A 15,006-nucleotide genomic window follows, 5' to 3' on the forward strand; every position below is an offset into this window, starting at 1 on the left:
AATCGGATCGAAAGGAACAGTTTCCCGGTCGGCGGGCGGGTGACCCGGGAATCCGGCCCGCCGCACACGGCCGGGCGCCGTCCTCGATCCTCCGGCGCGGACCCCGCGGAGCGGGGATCATGTCCGTCGTCGGCACACCGACGGGGACGAGAGGGAGCAGGCGGGATATGCGCATGACGGCGGCCGGTGACTACACGATCGCTTCGCTGGACACGGGGCTCCGCGCCCTGCGCCTCTTCCTCTCCCACGACACCCTCACCGTCAGCGAGGCCGCCGAGCGGCTGTCCGTCGGGCGGTCCACCGCGCACCGGGTGCTGAGCACCCTGGAGCAGCGAGGGTTCGCCATGCGCGACACCTCGGGGCGCGGCTACGCAGCGGGCCCCGAACTGGTGCGGCTCGGCCGTCCCGCGGGGTTCGGCGGGGCCGCCCGCGAACGGCTGCGGCCCGTCCTGGAGGACGCGGCCGCACGGACGGGCGAGACGGTGTGGAGCGCCGCGCTCATCGGCGACCAGGTCATCGTCACCGGCGGGCGGGAGTCGGCCCACCCGGTGCGGGTGACACTGGAGCCCGGCCGCACCGGTCCGGCCCACACGGACGCGGGCGGCAAACTCCTGCTGTCCCGGATGACGGAGGACCAGGTGTGCGCACTCTGCCCGCGGGAGGAGCTGGAGCCCCTGACGCCGCACACGCTCCCCTCGCGGACGGCCCTGCTGGACGAGCTGGCGCTGATCCGGCGCACCGGACACGCGGTCGACAGGGGCGAGTCGGTCCTCGGCATGACCACGGTCGCCGTGCCCCTGGGCGGGGCCAGTTGGCGCGACCGGCTCGCCCTGGTGGCCGCCGCTCCGTCGGACCGGTCGGACGACGCCGCACTGGCCCGGCGGGCGGACCAGCTCAGTCGGTCGGCGGCGCTGCTGCGCCCCCCGCGCCCGGCGTCCTGACCCGGCGCCCCGCCGAGCGGCACAGGCCGCGCTCCCCGTCGTACGCCCCGGGGCCCCGACGTGCGCCGCCGGGGGTCAGCGCCCGGCTCCGCCCAGACGGCCCTCCAGCTGAACGAGCAAGTCGCTGAGCCGGGAGCCGAGTTCGTCGCGGCTTCGCTCGTCGAGTCCGGCCAGCACCGAGCGTTCGTAGGCCAGTTGGCAGGGCAGCAGCCGGTCGACGAGGGCGCGGCCCGCGTCGGTGAGGCGGACATGGGCGACCCTGCGGTCGCGGGCGTCGCCCCGGCGGTCGACCAGACCGCGCTCCTGGAGGGCGCGCAGCCGCTTGGTGACGGCGGCCCCGGAGGAGAAGGTCTCCCGGGCCAGCTCGCCGGGTGTCAGCTCCCGGGCCGTACGGCGCACCGCGCCGAGCAGGTCGAATTCGGGCCGGGTCAGTCCGGCGGAGCGCAGCGGGGCGTCCTGAGCCTGCTGGAGCAGGGCGGCGCAGCGGTTGATCCGGCCGATGATCTCCATCGGCCCGGTGTCGAGGTCAGGGTCGACGGCCTGCCACTGCCGGACCACCGAGGCCACGATGTCGTCGGTCACTCCGCTCCGATCGAAGGGGCGGGGGCCGTCGGCCCCCGCCGTTGTGCTGTCGCGGCGAGCGTACGGTGTCCGGCCTGCTCGGCCGCGAGGAGGCGCTCCTCGGGCAGGGCCCGCTGCCGCCATTCGCCCGCCGCCGTGTCGCCCGCCTCGCGCATCTCGACCAGGGTCGCGGTGAGCGTGCGGCGCGCCCGGCCCCGTGCGGCGGGTGCGGCTTCGGGGCCGGCGAGCGTCTGTTCGGCGTGGCGGACAGCTCGTCGACGGCCGGGGGCAGGCGGCGGCGCGGGCACGGGTCCCCGGGCGCGGGTCAGGACGGCCCGGCCGCGCAGCCGCTTGGGGCCCGCGCCGCCGGGGTGCGGGGTCGCGAGGGCCGCCTCTGCGTCCAACAAGTATTACACCCGTGAAATACTTCTGGGCGGCAGAAGGGCCCGGAACGGCAGGACGCCGCCGCCCTGTCCGGGCGACGGCGTTCCCCTGAGCGGCGGCCGGCGGCTCAGCCGAGACCGCGGGAGTCCTGCTTGAGGGCCGTGTCCACCGTCAGCGCCGTGGCCACGACGAGGCTGAGCAGCGGCTCGGGCAGGCGCTGGTGGATCTGGAGCACGTAGTTGTCGGCCGTCGTGAACATGGTCTTCGCGAGGCCCTCCCAGGTCTTGGTGATCCGGGCGACCTCGGTGCCGCCCGCGTCCACGATCGCGAAGTTCCAGGCGCGCCAGTTCTCCGCCCTGATCGCACCCACCTGCACACCACCGGCCCTCATCGCGAAGTTGATCTTTCCGAAGGCGTTCTGCTGGACGATCTCACCGACCGGCTGCCCGCCGGGCCGCTCGACGACGACACGGGACTTGATGAACTTCGCGGGCCGCGTCAGGAGCAGTTGCGGCCGACCGTGCGCGTCACGGATCTCCAGTCGGTGCGTCAGGTACTGATCGATGCTGGAGACGAACCGGAGCACCTTGCGCAGCGCGCTCTGCCCGACCTGGACGACCGAGCCGACCGCAGCGCCGTGCTGATCGAACACCCGGTACTCGTTCGTCACCTCGATCAGCTTGGCCTTCTGGTTCACCACCAGGACCGGCTGGTCGAAGAGCGAGCCGGCCGAGGCCGCCTGCCGGGCGGGGACGCCCGGGGCCTGCTGCCCTTCGGCCGGGTGCGTGTGCTCGGTCCACCGGGCCCCGTCCCAGTAGCGCAGCAGCCCGGATGCGCCGTGGGGATCAGGGAACCAGCCCGCGGCTATGTTCGATTGCGTGGTCACTCAGGCACACTATCCCGCGGGTGGCACGACCCATATTCTTTGAAGCTTCACACACCTACTACGATGACGGGCGATGACCAGGGTGAGCGCGCGGACCGACCGGCAGCGGCGCCGCACTCGCACGCCCGTCGCCCTGGGCTGGGCGCTCTTCCTCTTCGCCATGCTCTTCTGCTGCTCGGTGACCGCCGCAGCGCCGGTCACGGCGGGGCCGGTCGGCGCCGCCCCCGCGCGCGCCATGACGCCGACGCCCGACGCGGACTTCGAGCCGGTCGTCGCGGCGCCGGCCGACCGGGGCCTGGGGACGTCGTGCCACGGCGGCTCGGCCCACACCGCGGCCGTCGTGCTCCCGGCCTCGTCCGCGCCGGCGGCCACCCCCTCCCCCGGGGCCGTCGCCCCCACCGCCCCGCTCACCGGCGCGGCCGCCATCCGGGGCCCCGCACACGACGGCGTGCGTTCCGTCGATCAACTGCGCCTTCAGGTCCAACGGATCTAGGAGCTCGCGGACGGCCGCCCGGCTAGCCGGAGCGGAGATCCGTATGCCCTCATCCCCGCTTCCTGTCATGCATCACCCCGTATGCACCTGTTGAACGACGAGGACTTCCCATGGCTTCCGCCAAGAACCAGAACACCCCGGCCGCGGCGCGTCGCGCCAAGCTCGAAGAGGCCCGCCGCAAGGAACGCGCCCGTGAGCGCCGGGTCCGCATCATCACGATCGGCGCGTCGGTGGCCGTGGTCGCCGCGCTGGTCGCCGGGGGCGGCTACCTGATGGCCCAGGCGAACGAGAAGGAGGAGGCCCAGGAACAGGCCAGGACCTCCCCCGTCACCGGTGAGCGCAGCTGGGACAAGCTGACCCAGGAGCACGTCGCCACCAAGGTCGACTACCCGATGAACCCCCCCGTCGGCGGCGACCACAACCAGGTCTGGATGAACTGCAACGCGGACGTCTACACCGAGGAGATACCGAAGGAGAACGCCGTGCACTCCCTGGAGCACGGCGCGGTCTGGGTGACGTACAACGACGAGGCGTCGGACGCCGACGTCGAGGCGCTGGCCAAGCGGGTCAAGTCGACCCCGTACTCCCTGATGAGTCCGGTCAAGGACCAGAAGGACCCGCTGATGCTCAGCGCGTGGGGCAAGCAGGTGACGGTCAAGAGCGCGTCGGACGACCGGGTCGCACAGTTCTTCACCAAGTACGTGCAGGGCCCGCAGACCCCTGAGCCGGGGGCCGCCTGCACGGGCGGGCTGGACAAGTGACCTCCCTGACACAGTCGGGCTCCACGCGCCGGATGGTCCTCGCCGGGGCAGCCCTGCTGCTCGTGGCCCTGGCCCTGGTGGCACTGATGGTCGTCCGCCCCTCCGCGGCCTCCCCGTCCGCGTCGTCAGCGGCGCAGTCGGCTCCGGCCGGCGACTCGGTGGACGCGGGCTTCGCCCGGGACATGGCGATCCACCACCAGCAGGCGGTCGAGATGTCGTTCATCGTGCGCGAGCGCACGGACGACGAGGACGTGCGGCGGCTCGCCTACGACATCATCAACACCCAGGCCAACCAGCGGGGCATGATGCTGGGCTGGCTGGAGCTGTGGGGGCTGCCCAAGAGCTCGTCCGCGCCGCCCATGCGGTGGATGGGGCACCCCTTCACGCCGAGCGGCGACGGCGCGTTGATGCCGGGCATGGCCACGGACGCGGAACTGGCGGCACTGCGCGAGGCCGAGGGCGTGGCGGCCGAGGTGCGGTTCCTGCGGCTGATGACCGTGCATCACCAGGCGGGCGCGGACATGGCGCAGGCGGCCGCCGAAGCGGCGGGGACACGCCCCATCCGCGACCTGGCTGCGGGCATGGTCCGGGGCCAGCAGTCCGAGATCGGCCTGATGGCGGACATGCTGGAGGCCCGCGGCGCGACACCCTGACCGCAGCAGGGCGGCCCCGGCAGCCGGCCGGGGCCGCCCCTCCGCCCGGCCCGCCCCAGGGCCCCATCGCATAGGCTCGGCGACGACATGAAGAGCATCCTCACTCCGCTGGGGCCCAAGGCCGACAAGGACACCGTGCGGCGGCACAACCTGAGCCTGGTGCTCCGTGCCGTGCGGGACGAGGGCGAGAGCGGCGAGGCGACCCGCGCCGGCGTGGCGGCCCGGGTCGGTCTGACCCGGGCCGCGGTGTCCTCGCTCGTCGAGCAGCTCCTGGACAGCGGGTTTCTGACCGAGTCGGGCAAGACGTTCAGCGGGCAGGCGGGCCGCCCCGGCACCGCGCTCAAGGTGGCCCGCACCGGCCCCGCCGGGGTCGGCGTGGAGATCAACGTCGACTACGTGTCGGTGTGCGTCGTGGACCTGGCGGGCACCGGCCGGGTCCGGCAGACCGAACACCTCGACAACCGGGGCGCGCCCGCCGCCGACGTCCTGGCCCGCGCGGCCCGGATCACCGCGCGGACGCTGGACTCGGCGGGCGAGCAGGAGCTGCGGCCGGTGGGCGCCGCGCTGGCACTGCCGGGGCTGGTCTCCGGCGGGGCGGTGCGCCAGGCGCCCAACCTCGGCTGGAACGAGGTCCCGGCGCAGGAGCTGTTCGCGGACGCGCTCGCCGCCCTGCGCCCCGGTCGGCCGGTGCTGGCGGTCTCCTCGGAGAACGAGGCCAATCTCGCGGCGCTGGCCGAGCTGTGGTTCGGCGGACCCGCGCCGGTGCGCAGCTTCCTCTATCTGACCGGGGAGATCGGGGTCGGCGGCGCGCTCGTCCTCGGCGGCGAGCTGCTGCGGGGAGCGCACGGTTTCGCCGGGGAGATCGGCCATGTGGTGGTCGACCCGGCCGGGCCGGAGTGCCGGTGCGGGTCCCGGGGCTGCCTGGAGCAGTACGCCGGGCAGACCGCGCTGCTGCGGGCCGCCGGGATCGAGGGCTCCGGCGGAGGCTCGGGGGTGCTGGAGCTGGAGCGGCGGGCGCGGGCCGGGGACGGCCGCGCCGTGGCGGCGCTCGACGAGGCGGGCCGGATGCTGGGGCGGGTGCTGTCGGGGGCGGTGAACCTGATCGACCCGGACGCGGTGGTGCTCGGCGGGATCTACCGGAGCCTGATGCCGTGGCTCGCGCCGCCCGCCGACGAGGAGCTGACCGGCCGTGTGGTGTCGGGCCTGTGGCCCCCGGGCAGCGGCCGGCTCCGCGCGTCGTCCGTGGCGGGGGACGCCGCCCGGGGCGCCGCGGCCCTGGTGGTGCGGGACGTACTGGACGATCCGGTGGCATACGCGGGCGTGCCCTGGCGTCTCAGCGCACGCCGAGCAGATGGTCCATGGCGAGCTGGTCCAGCGCCTCGAACGCCATGCCGCGTGCGGCCGCGGCGTCCACGTCGAAGTCCTCGTACGCCGAGCGGTCCGCGAGCAGGCCCGCGAGGCCCTCCTGAGCGGTGGGGCGGGCCAGTTCGTCCAGACGGGAGACCTTCAGCGCCTCGCGCACCGCGGGGTCGGCGCGGAAGGCGGCGGCCCGCTCCTTGAGGATCAGGTAGTTGCGCATGCAGCCGGCCGCCGAGGCCCAGACGCCCTCGTGGTCCTCGGTGCGCGGGGGCTTGAAGTCGAAGTGGCGCGGGCCTTCGTAGCCGCTCTCCAACAGGTCGACCAGCCAGAACGCCTGACGCAGGTCGCCCGCGCCGAAGCGCAGGTCCTGGTCGTACTTGATGCCCGTCTGCCCGTTGAGGTCGATGTGGAAGAGCTTGCCGGCCCACATCGCCTGGGCGATGCCGTGCGGGAAGTTCAGTCCGGCCATCTGCTCGTGCCCGGTCTCCGGGTTGACGCCGACCAGTTCGGGGCGTTCCAGGCGCTCGATGAAGGCGAGGGCGTGACCGATGGTGGGCAGCAGGATGTCGCCGCGCGGCTCGTTCGGCTTGGGTTCGATGGCGAAGCGGATGTCGTAGCCCTGCTCGGTGACGTAGTCGCCCAGCAGGTCGAAGGCCTCCTTCATCCGGTCCAGCGCGAGGCGGACGTCCTTGGCCGCACCGGACTCCGCCCCCTCGCGGCCGCCCCAGGCCACGAAGGTGGTCGCGCCCAGCTCGACGGCGAGGTCGATGTTGCGCAGCGTCTTGCGCAGCGCGTAACGGCGCACGTCCCGGTCGTTGGCGGTGAACGCGCCGTCCTTGAAGACCGGGTGGGTGAAGAGGTTCGTCGTCACCATGGGCACGACGAGGCCACTGCTGTCGACCGCCTGCCGGAAGCGCTTGACGATGCCTTCGCGCTCCGCGTCCGTGGAGCCGAACGGCACCAGGTCGTCGTCGTGGAAGGTCACGCCCCAGGCGCCCAGTTCGGCGAGCCTGCGCACCGACTCGGCGGGGTCGATGGCGGCCCGGGTCGCGTCGCCGAAGGGGTCCCGCCCCTGCCAGCCGACGGTCCACAGGCCGAAGCTGAACTTGTCCTGTGGGGTGGGGGTGAAGCGTTCCGTCATCGTCCGACCGCCTTCGCCTGCCGTCGGGGCGCCCGGCCGCGAGCCCGGCACCCCTATTTGTTCAGTGTCATGACTAATCAACCACACCGCACCCGGGCCAGGGAACCCCCGTGCCGGCACGCGTCCCCTCCGCCCCTGGCCGGGGGGCCCCGCATCACGTAATTTGTTCGTGCCACAGCCAAATGAACCTCCCGTGCGAAAGAGGCCCCCATGCCGTCACCCGCCGTCGTCGTCGGCGTGGACAGCTCGACGCAGTCCACCAAGGCGGCCTTCATCGACGCCGCGACCGGCGAGCAGCTCGCCGTCGGACGCTCCCCGCACGTCGTCACCGGAGAGGCCGGGGCCCGGGAGAGCGATCCGGAGATCTGGTGGCGGGCGCTCGGCGAGGCGGTGGCCGCCGGGCTGAGCGCGTCCGGCCTCCCCGCTCGAGCGGTCACCGGCATCGCGGTCGCCGGACAGCAGCACGGGCTGGTCGTGCTGGACGGGACGGGCCGGCCCCTGCGGACCGCACTGCTGTGGAACGACACCCGCTCCGCGCCTCAGGCGGCGGCCCTCACGGAGGCGCTCGGCGGTCCCGGCGCCTGGACCGCCCGGACCGGTTCCGTGCCGGTGGCCGCGATCACCGCCTCCAAGTGGCAGTGGCTGCGCGAGAAGGACCCGGCGAGCGCGGCGGCCGCGGCGGCGGTGCGGCTCCCGCACGACTTCCTCACCGAACGCCTCGCGGGCGTCGCGGCCACCGATCCCGGCGACGCCTCCGGCAGCGGCTGGTACTCCACGGCCACCGGCGCCTACGACCCGGTCCTGCTGGATCTCCTCGGCCTCGACGCCGCCCTGCTGCCCGCCGTCGCGCCCACCGGGGCCACCCGGATCGGCTCGCTCACCGCAGCGGCGGCGAGCGCGCTCGGGCTGCCCCCGGGCATCGCGGTGGCGGCCGGGACCGGGGACAACATGAGCGCCGCCGTGGGCCTCGGGCTGGGCGGCGCGGGGCTGCTGGACCACCCGGCCCTCAGCCTCGGCACCTCCGGCACGGTCTTCGCGGCGTCCCGCACCCGGCCCGGCTCCACCGCGCTGTCCGGGTTCGCCGCCGCCGACGGTACGTATCTGCCGCTGGCCTGCACCCTCAACTGCACGCTCGCCGTGGACAAGGTGGCCTCACTGCTGGGCCTGGACCGCGAGGACGCGACCCCCGGCGGCGAGGCCGTCCTGCTGCCCTACCTGGACGGTGAACGGACACCCGACCTGCCGACCGCGTCGGGACTCCTCACCGGACTGCGCCACGACACGACCCCGCACCGGCTGCTGGGCGCCGCCTACGAAGGCGCGGCCGTGACCGTCCTGCGAGCTCTGGACGAGCTGTCACGTGCCTGCGGCCTCGACCCGGACGCCCCCGAGATCGCCGCGCGGCCACTGCGCCTGATCGGCGGCGGAGCGCGCGGCCGGATGTGGGTGGAGACGGTCCGGCGGCTCTCCGGCCGCCCCCTCGTCCTGCCCGGCAGTGAGGAGCTGGTCGCCCTGGGCGCGGCGGCGCTCGCCGCCTCGGCCGCGGGCGGCGGCGACCCGGTGGCCCTGTCGGCGTCCTGGGCCGAGCGCGCGCCGGGCCGGCACATCGACCCGGTCGAGCGGGACACGGAGACCTGGCAGCGCGTCACCTCGGTGCTGGACCGGGCGTCGCGGCCGCTGCTCGGCGGCTGACCGGGCCGATCCGGCGGTACCCGACCGACCCGGTTGGGAATGCGAACTGATTTTCCATAAGATCCGGCGATGATCACAAGAAAACGGCTGGCGACCGGGGTGGGTCTGGTGCTCGCCACCCTGGCCGCCGGGTTCGGCACAGCGCTCCCCGCCGCCGCCGACGACGAACCCGCCCCCGCCCCCAAGGTCGAGCTGGTGCTCGACGTCAGCGGCTCCATGCGCACCCGTGACATCGACGGCCAGTCCCGGATGGCCGCCGCCAAGCAGGCGTTCAACGACGTCCTGGACGCGGTGCCGGAGCAGGTGCACCTCGGTATCCGGACGCTCGGCGCGGACTACCCCGGCGACGACCGCAAGGTCGGCTGCGAGGACACCCGCCAGCTCTACCCGGTCGGCCCGTTGGACCGCACCGAGGCCAAGACCGCCGTCGCCACCCTCGCCCCCACCGGATTCACCCCCATCGGTCCGGCTCTGCTCGGCGCGGCCGACGACCTGGAGGGCGGCGAGGGGTCGCGCCGGATCGTGCTCATCACGGACGGTGAGGACACCTGCGGGCCGCTCGACCCGTGCGAGGTGGCGCGGGAGATCGCCGCGCGCGGCACGCACCTGGTCGTGGACACGCTGGGCCTGGTCCCCAACGCCAAGATCCGCCAGCAGCTGACCTGCATCGCCGAGGCCACGGGCGGGACATACACCGCCGTGCAGCACAAGGAGGAACTCTCCGGCCGTGTGAAGCAGTTGGTGGACCGGGCCGCCGAGCCCGTCGTCACCCCGGTGGCGACCGAAGGGGCCGCGAGCTGCGCCGCCGCGCCCCGGCTGGAACCCGGCCTCTACACGGACCGCGAGAAGATCGGCGAACACCGCTGGTACCGCGTCGACGTGCTGCCCGGTCAGGAGCTGCGCGCCTCCGCGAGCGTGGCCGCGGACCGCGCCGTCGACGACGACTACGGCGTGCTGCTGCGCGCGGTGACCTTGCACGGGCGGGAGATCGTCCGGGGCTCAGAGGCCGGCGCCGGCCGCACCGACGTGATCTCCTCCGGGCTGCGCTACCCGAAGGCCGCGGCGCCGGAGGGTGACGACGGCGACGGCAAGCCCGCCGCCGAGACCGTCTGCCTCCAGCTCGCCCACTCCTTCTCCGCGCCCGCCTCGGTGAAGAGGTCGCCCGGCCTGCCGGTCGAGCTCACCGTCGACCTGGTCGAGGGCCCCGAAGAGGCGTCCGACGTCGCGGCGTTCGGGCTCGGCCGCGGCTGGTGGCTGCTGGGTGTGCTCGCTCTGACCGGCCTGCTCGCGGGCCTGCTGGCCGGCTGGATATCCCGCTGGCGCGTCGTCGTACGGAGGACCGACTGATGCCTATGACACCGCACCGCACCCCTCGCGTGCGGCGCGCCCTCACCGGTGCGCTGCTCGCCGGACTGGCCCTGCTCACCTCCGCGGGGCCCGCCGCGGCCGACGACCCGTCGGCGACCGCGAGTCCCGCAGGGGCCGGCGACGGCCCCACCGAGGCGGGGACGACGTTCCGCACGGCCACCGCACTCGAGCAGGGCCGCACGGGCACCGCCCAGGCTTCGACGGGCGACTACCTCTACTGGGTGTTCCCCGCCGACGCCGGCCAGCGGCCCACCGTGGAGGCCACGGTGAAGCTTCCCGAAAGCGCCGCCCGCCGGGGCGCGTCCACCTGGCAGATCGACGTGTACGACGGGTTGCGCCGCCGTCAGGCCTGCACGTACGGGCACCAGACCCGCAAGGCGGCGGCCGACGCGGCCACCGTGGAGCTGTCCTGTGTGCTGCGGACCGTGCGCTCCTGGTCGGAGCCGTGGGCGAACGACCCGCTGCCCGGCAGCTACTACGTCCGCCTCACCGTGGTGGACCTGCCCGCCTCCGACCTCGGCCTGCCGGTCGGCGTCGAGGTGAAGGCGGTCTCCGAGGACGTGGGCGGCGGCCACGACGTGGACGGCTCCCTCTCCGCGCCGCTGGTACCGGGCGTCCTTCTCTCCGGTGCGTCCGGCGACGACGCCACGGGCTCCGCCGCTTCTGCCGCGCCCCGGACGCCGACGGCCGGCGGGCCGGAGGACGGCTGGGCCTCCAACTGGTGGACCGACCGCTGGCTGTGGACCGTCGGCGGCGGGGTGCTCGCCGCACTCGCGGCCGTGTTCGGATACACGCTGACGCGCGGCCGCGGCCGCCCGGCCGGGGCGCCGCACGGCGTCTGACACGCCCCCGCCGCCGGCCGCGGCGGCGCTCCGCCCGGCAGCCTCCCCGTGCCCCGGCGTTCCGCGCTCCCGGCGGGGACGCGAACGCATCGGGGCGGGGAGGCACGGCCCGCGCCCTGCTCCCCGGGACGCCGACGGGGCGCCGGCGCGCCCGCCGGAACGCCGACGCCGACCGGTGCTCCGTACGCCCACACCGCCGGCCGCGGGCCCCGGACCCCGCCTCGGGGCAGGCCTCTGCGCTGAGACCGGCCACCGGTCGTTCCAGAGGCGGCCGGTGAGCCCCCCGTACGAGTGCTTCCAGAGCACCGGGCGTCGGCGCGTCGCCCCAGGGTCCGCGGCTCCCCGGCCCGAGGGGCGTCCCGCGGCGCGGCGGGACGCCGTGGCGTACTCCCGCCGCTCCCTGTTCGAATCAGGGGCCGGCTGCGGCTACGCTCGGCAACTCACTTATTCCGTAAGGCCGATGACGGGCCCGTCCGCACCGGCCGAGGCCCTGGCGGAGTACCGCCCCCATCGCCTCCGGTGGGGGTTCGCACGCCGACGCGCCCGTGCTGCGCGCGTCCCTGGGAGCGGAGTTCATCGATGTCCACGCAGACCGGTCCGACACCCGACACCGCGCCTCGCGGCCATGCTCTCGCAGCGGGCCCCAAGGGGCTGCCGCTGCTGGGGAACCTGCCGCAGTTCGCGAAGAACCCCCTCGCCTTCTTCGAACTCCTGCGCGGACGCGGCGACATGGTGCGCTGGCGGTTCGGCCGCAACCGGTGTGTCTTCCTCTCCGACCCCGGGTGCATAGGCGAGTTGCTCACCGAGACGGAGCGCACGTTCGACCAGCCGCGGCTGGGCATCGCCTTCCGCACGGTGATGGGCGACGGCGTCGTCGTCGCGCGGGGCCGTGACTGGCGGCGCAAGCGCTCGCTCGTGCAGCCGTCGGTGCGCCCCAAGCAGGTCAGGTCCTACGCGGCCACCATGGCCGACTGCGCGGTGGAGCTGGCGGACAGCTGGTCGGACGGCGAACAGATCGACGTCAAGCGGGAGATGGCGGCCCTCACACAGAAGATCGCGGTGCGCACCATCTTCGGCGTGGACACCCCGGCGGACGCGGAGGCGATGGGCCGGGCCATGGACGTCGCCCAGCAGGAGATCGGCAAGGAGTTCGCCGGGCTCGGGGCGCTGCTCCCCGACTGGGTGCCGACGCCCGGCCGGGCGCGCATCAAGAAGGCCGCGGCCGTCATCGACGCCGAGGTGGGGCGGGTGGTCGCCCGCCACCGCGACGGCGGGGAGGAGCGCCCCGACCTGCTCAGCAGGTTGCTCACCGCGGTCGACGAGAGCGGGACGCGGCTCAGCGACGAGGAGATCCGCGACGAGACGGTGACCCTGTACATCGGTGGGCACGAGACGACGAGTTCGACGCTGGTGTGGGCGTGGTATCTGCTCTCCCGCGCCCCCCGGGTCCGCGAGACGCTCGCCGAGGAGCTGGACCGGGTGCTGGGCGACCGGGAGCCCGGCTTCGAGGACTACGCCCGGCTGCCGTACGCCCAGGCCGTGGTGAAGGAGACCCTGCGGCTGTATCCGACCATCTGGTTGATCACCGGGGTGGCGAAGGAGGGGGCGCGGATCGGCGGCCTGCCGATCGCGGAGGGGACGCGGGTGTGGAGCAGCCAGTGGGCCACGCACCGCGACGCGCGGTGGTTCCCCGAGCCGGAGGAGTTCCGCCCCGAGCGGTGGGACGCGGAGCGGGGCGAGGAGATCGCGGAGTACGCGTGGTTCCCCTTCGGCGGCGGGCCGCGGGTCTGCCTGGGCACCCGGTTCGCGATGGTGGAGGCGGTGCTCATCCTGGCGGTGCTGGCCCGTCGCTTCGCACTCGACGTCGATCCGGGCGAGATCGGTCCCGTACCGAGTCTCACGCTGCAGCCGGACCGGGACGTCCTGGCGACGGTGCGGGCGCGCTGACCCGTGCCCCCTCGGAGGTGGGTCCGGCGTGCGCCTGCTCGCGCATCCTGGTGCGCGCTGACCCGTGCTCCCCCGGAGAAGGGGGAACGCGCCGGCGCGCAGCCGTGCTCCTCTCCGTCATGGCCAAAAACCCCTTCGCCAGCCGCTCCGCGCTCCCCTCCGGGGCTGCGGACGGCTCGAAACCGGTGGGTCCGCCCACACCGGCACGGCATCGGTTCAGGCCAGCTTGCAGCGCCGCCGACTCCCTCGTCCGCAGGCCGGATCGTGCGTGCCCCGGCGTCAAGACCCTCGATCCGGCCGTATGTTCGAGGAGAGGTGTTTTACGGCCCCACCAGCCGGATAACGTCTGCTCGGCCACACTTCGCCATCACGGCCCGCTCCGAAGGTTTCACGCCTTCGCCGCATGCCGTCCCTTTCGGTGAACGATCCCGTTCACCGGGCCGCACCATGGCGGGATGCGCGCAGTCCGGCTCGGTGGCGACAGACGGGGGACGAAGTGGCGATCCAGCAGAGGGCCGAACGAACGCGGCAGACCATCCTGACCGCGGCGGCACGGGTCTTCGACGTCCAGGGCTACGACCGGGCGTCGCTCGCACGGATCAGCGGCGAGGCCCGGGTGACCACGGGAGCGCTGGTCTTCCACTTCGCGACCAAGGCGGATCTCGCGTCCGCGGTGCAGGAGCGGGCCCGCGCCGTCACGGGCGTGACCGTCGAGTCGGCCTCGGTGTCCGCGGGCGGCTCGGGCGGCACCGCCGTGGAGAAGCTGGTGGCGGTCACCCGTGCGCTGATCCGGCTCTTCGAGACCGACTGCGTCGCCCGGGCCGGCGAACGCCTGACCCGCGAGTTGCAGACGGCCGGCTCGCCCTCGTCCCAGGAGTGTCCCTGGAGACGCGAGGTGGCGCGACTGGTCCGGCGCGCGGACGACGAGGGGGCGCTGCACGCCGGGATCGACGCGACGGCCGTGGTGGCCCTCATCAGTTACGTGGTCCAGGGCGTCGAACTGGCGATGCGGGCGTCGAGCGGCCCTGCCGACGAGACCTGGCCCGGCGACAGCACCGTCCTTTGCGGTCACCCGGGTGAACGGCTGGAGCGCATATGGGAGTTAATCCTTCCGGGCCTGGTACCGCCCACTCCCCCGGAGCCGCTCTCCCCGGCCCGCGCCACGCGGACGGCGCCACCCAGGACCACGCCTGCGACACCCGGAATCCTGCTGCCCTGAACTGTTCAGGGGCGGACCCGGGTCCGGGCCCGCCGCGCTGTCACCCGGCGGGCAGGGGCGCCAGGAGCCGCCGGGCCAGGCCCGTGAGTGAAGCGGCGATCCGATCCTGGGAGAGCCCCAGTTCGTGCCGCTGGAACCGGTAGAGCTCGGGGGCCAGCGGACTGAGGACGACGTCGATGGCGGCATCCGGATCGGGGCTCCGGGCATCGATGAGCAGCGTGCGCACATGCACGCGCCAGAAGCCGTACGCACCCGTGGCGTAGCGGTCGGGCCCCACCTCGGCCCCGAGCGCCAGCGGCAGGTGGTGCTCCAGCAGGTCGAGCATCGCCAGGTAGAACGCGGCTAGCCGCTCGGCGGCGGGCGCGCCGGGCCCCAGGGGCGGGGGCCCGTAGATGAGCCGGCCCTGGAGCCGGCGTTCGTGCTCGTCCAGCAGGGCCACCGCGACCGACGAGGGATCGGGAAAGCTCCGGTAGAGCGTCGCGCGACCGACGCCCGCGGCCTTGGCGATGCGGTCCATGGTGACCGTGCGCGGGTCCTGCTCGCCGAAGAGCTGCTCCGCGGCGGCCAGGATCTGCGCGCGGTTGCGGACCGCGTCCGCTCGCCGGCGGGGCGCGGCCGGGCCCTCCTGCGGGGCCTGCAGATCGCCCAGCGGGCCGCCGACGCGGTGCACGGAGGCGGATCTGCGCCCGCGCTGCTCGTCATCGCTCATGCTCCGACCTTACTGGGCTCCTTAAGTGGACACCTTGTCCGTTTGGCATG

General features: G+C 74.2%; 13 protein-coding genes and 2 pseudogenes. 10 read left to right on the plus strand and 5 right to left on the minus strand.

Annotation, left to right across the window (positions count from 1 at the left end):
• Positions 1–167 precede the first annotated feature (167 nt).
• Positions 168–941, plus strand: coding sequence for an IclR family transcriptional regulator (locus tag V9U70_RS05090; RefSeq protein WP_336673234.1), 774 nt, complete (start codon positions 168–170; stop codon positions 939–941).
• A gap of 75 nt (positions 942–1,016) precedes the next feature.
• Here V9U70_RS05090 and V9U70_RS05095 read toward each other — a convergent pair whose 3' ends face one another.
• The 3 genes and pseudogenes from V9U70_RS05095 to V9U70_RS05105 all read right to left on the minus strand — a co-directional run bounded on the left by V9U70_RS05095 (position 1,017) and on the right by V9U70_RS05105 (position 2,772).
• Positions 1,017–1,523: a MarR family winged helix-turn-helix transcriptional regulator gene (locus V9U70_RS05095; RefSeq protein WP_336673235.1), complete on the minus strand. Its 507-nt coding sequence runs from the start codon at positions 1,521–1,523 to the stop codon at positions 1,017–1,019.
• Positions 1,520–1,825: pseudogene (locus tag V9U70_RS05100) on the minus strand (FUSC family protein); the annotation flags it as partial. The pseudogene V9U70_RS05100 and the gene V9U70_RS05095, both read right to left, overlap by 4 nt.
• Before the next feature lie 188 nt (positions 1,826–2,013).
• Entirely contained in the window at positions 2,014–2,772 is a 759-nt protein-coding gene (locus tag V9U70_RS05105; protein WP_336673236.1) for an LURP-one-related family protein, read from the minus strand.
• Between the two features lie 73 nt (positions 2,773–2,845).
• Between V9U70_RS05105 and V9U70_RS05110 the strand changes: the two genes are divergently transcribed.
• The 4 genes and pseudogenes from V9U70_RS05110 to V9U70_RS05125 form a co-directional block, all read left to right on the plus strand.
• Entirely contained in the window at positions 2,846–3,265 is a 420-nt protein-coding gene (locus V9U70_RS05110; protein WP_336673237.1) for a hypothetical protein, read from the plus strand.
• A 110-nt stretch (positions 3,266–3,375) separates the two neighbouring features.
• On the plus strand, positions 3,376–4,026 hold the full coding sequence (locus V9U70_RS05115; RefSeq protein WP_336673238.1) for a DUF3105 domain-containing protein: 651 nt from the start codon (positions 3,376–3,378) through the stop codon (positions 4,024–4,026).
• Positions 4,027–4,058: 32 nt separating this feature from the next.
• A complete protein-coding gene (locus V9U70_RS05120) occupies positions 4,059–4,679 on the plus strand; it encodes a DUF305 domain-containing protein (protein WP_419723937.1) in 621 nt (206 codons plus the stop codon).
• An 87-nt stretch (positions 4,680–4,766) separates the two neighbouring features.
• Positions 4,767–5,996, plus strand: a pseudogene (locus V9U70_RS05125) (ROK family protein); the annotation flags it as partial.
• Positions 5,997–6,012: 16 nt separating this feature from the next.
• On the opposite strand, the gene xylA reads toward V9U70_RS05125, so the two are convergent.
• The gene (gene xylA, locus V9U70_RS05130) at positions 6,013–7,179 is read right to left on the minus strand and encodes a xylose isomerase (RefSeq protein WP_336673240.1); all 1,167 of its coding nucleotides are present in this window, start codon (positions 7,177–7,179) and stop codon (positions 6,013–6,015) included.
• Between the two features lie 210 nt (positions 7,180–7,389).
• Here xylA and xylB point away from each other — a divergent pair, with 210 nt between their 5' ends.
• The 5 genes from xylB (at position 7,390) to V9U70_RS05155 (ending at position 14,247) form a co-directional block, all read left to right on the plus strand.
• Complete coding sequence (gene xylB / locus V9U70_RS05135) at positions 7,390–8,871, plus strand: xylulokinase (protein ID WP_336673241.1); 1,482 nt, start codon at positions 7,390–7,392, stop codon at positions 8,869–8,871.
• 69 nt (positions 8,872–8,940) lie between these two features.
• A complete protein-coding gene (locus tag V9U70_RS05140; protein WP_336673242.1) occupies positions 8,941–10,218 on the plus strand; it encodes a VWA domain-containing protein in 1,278 nt (425 codons plus the stop codon).
• A complete protein-coding gene (locus tag V9U70_RS05145) occupies positions 10,218–11,081 on the plus strand; it encodes a hypothetical protein (protein WP_336673243.1) in 864 nt (287 codons plus the stop codon). The genes V9U70_RS05140 and V9U70_RS05145 overlap by 1 nt, the downstream gene beginning before the upstream one ends.
• 579 nt (positions 11,082–11,660) lie before the next feature.
• Complete coding sequence (locus V9U70_RS05150; RefSeq protein ID WP_336673244.1) at positions 11,661–13,028, plus strand: cytochrome P450; 1,368 nt, start codon at positions 11,661–11,663, stop codon at positions 13,026–13,028.
• Between the two features lie 496 nt (positions 13,029–13,524).
• The gene (locus V9U70_RS05155; RefSeq protein ID WP_336673245.1) at positions 13,525–14,247 is read left to right on the plus strand and encodes a TetR family transcriptional regulator; all 723 of its coding nucleotides are present in this window, start codon (positions 13,525–13,527) and stop codon (positions 14,245–14,247) included.
• Between the two features lie 40 nt (positions 14,248–14,287).
• Here the strand turns inward: V9U70_RS05155 and V9U70_RS05160 are convergent, their stop codons facing one another.
• Complete coding sequence (locus V9U70_RS05160; protein ID WP_336673246.1) at positions 14,288–14,956, minus strand: TetR/AcrR family transcriptional regulator; 669 nt, start codon at positions 14,954–14,956, stop codon at positions 14,288–14,290.
• Between the last annotated feature and the right edge of the window lie 50 nt (positions 14,957–15,006).

It is taken from the genome of Streptomyces pratensis (assembly GCF_037137275.1).
Taxonomy (GTDB): domain Bacteria; phylum Actinomycetota; class Actinomycetes; order Streptomycetales; family Streptomycetaceae; genus Streptomyces; species Streptomyces pratensis_B.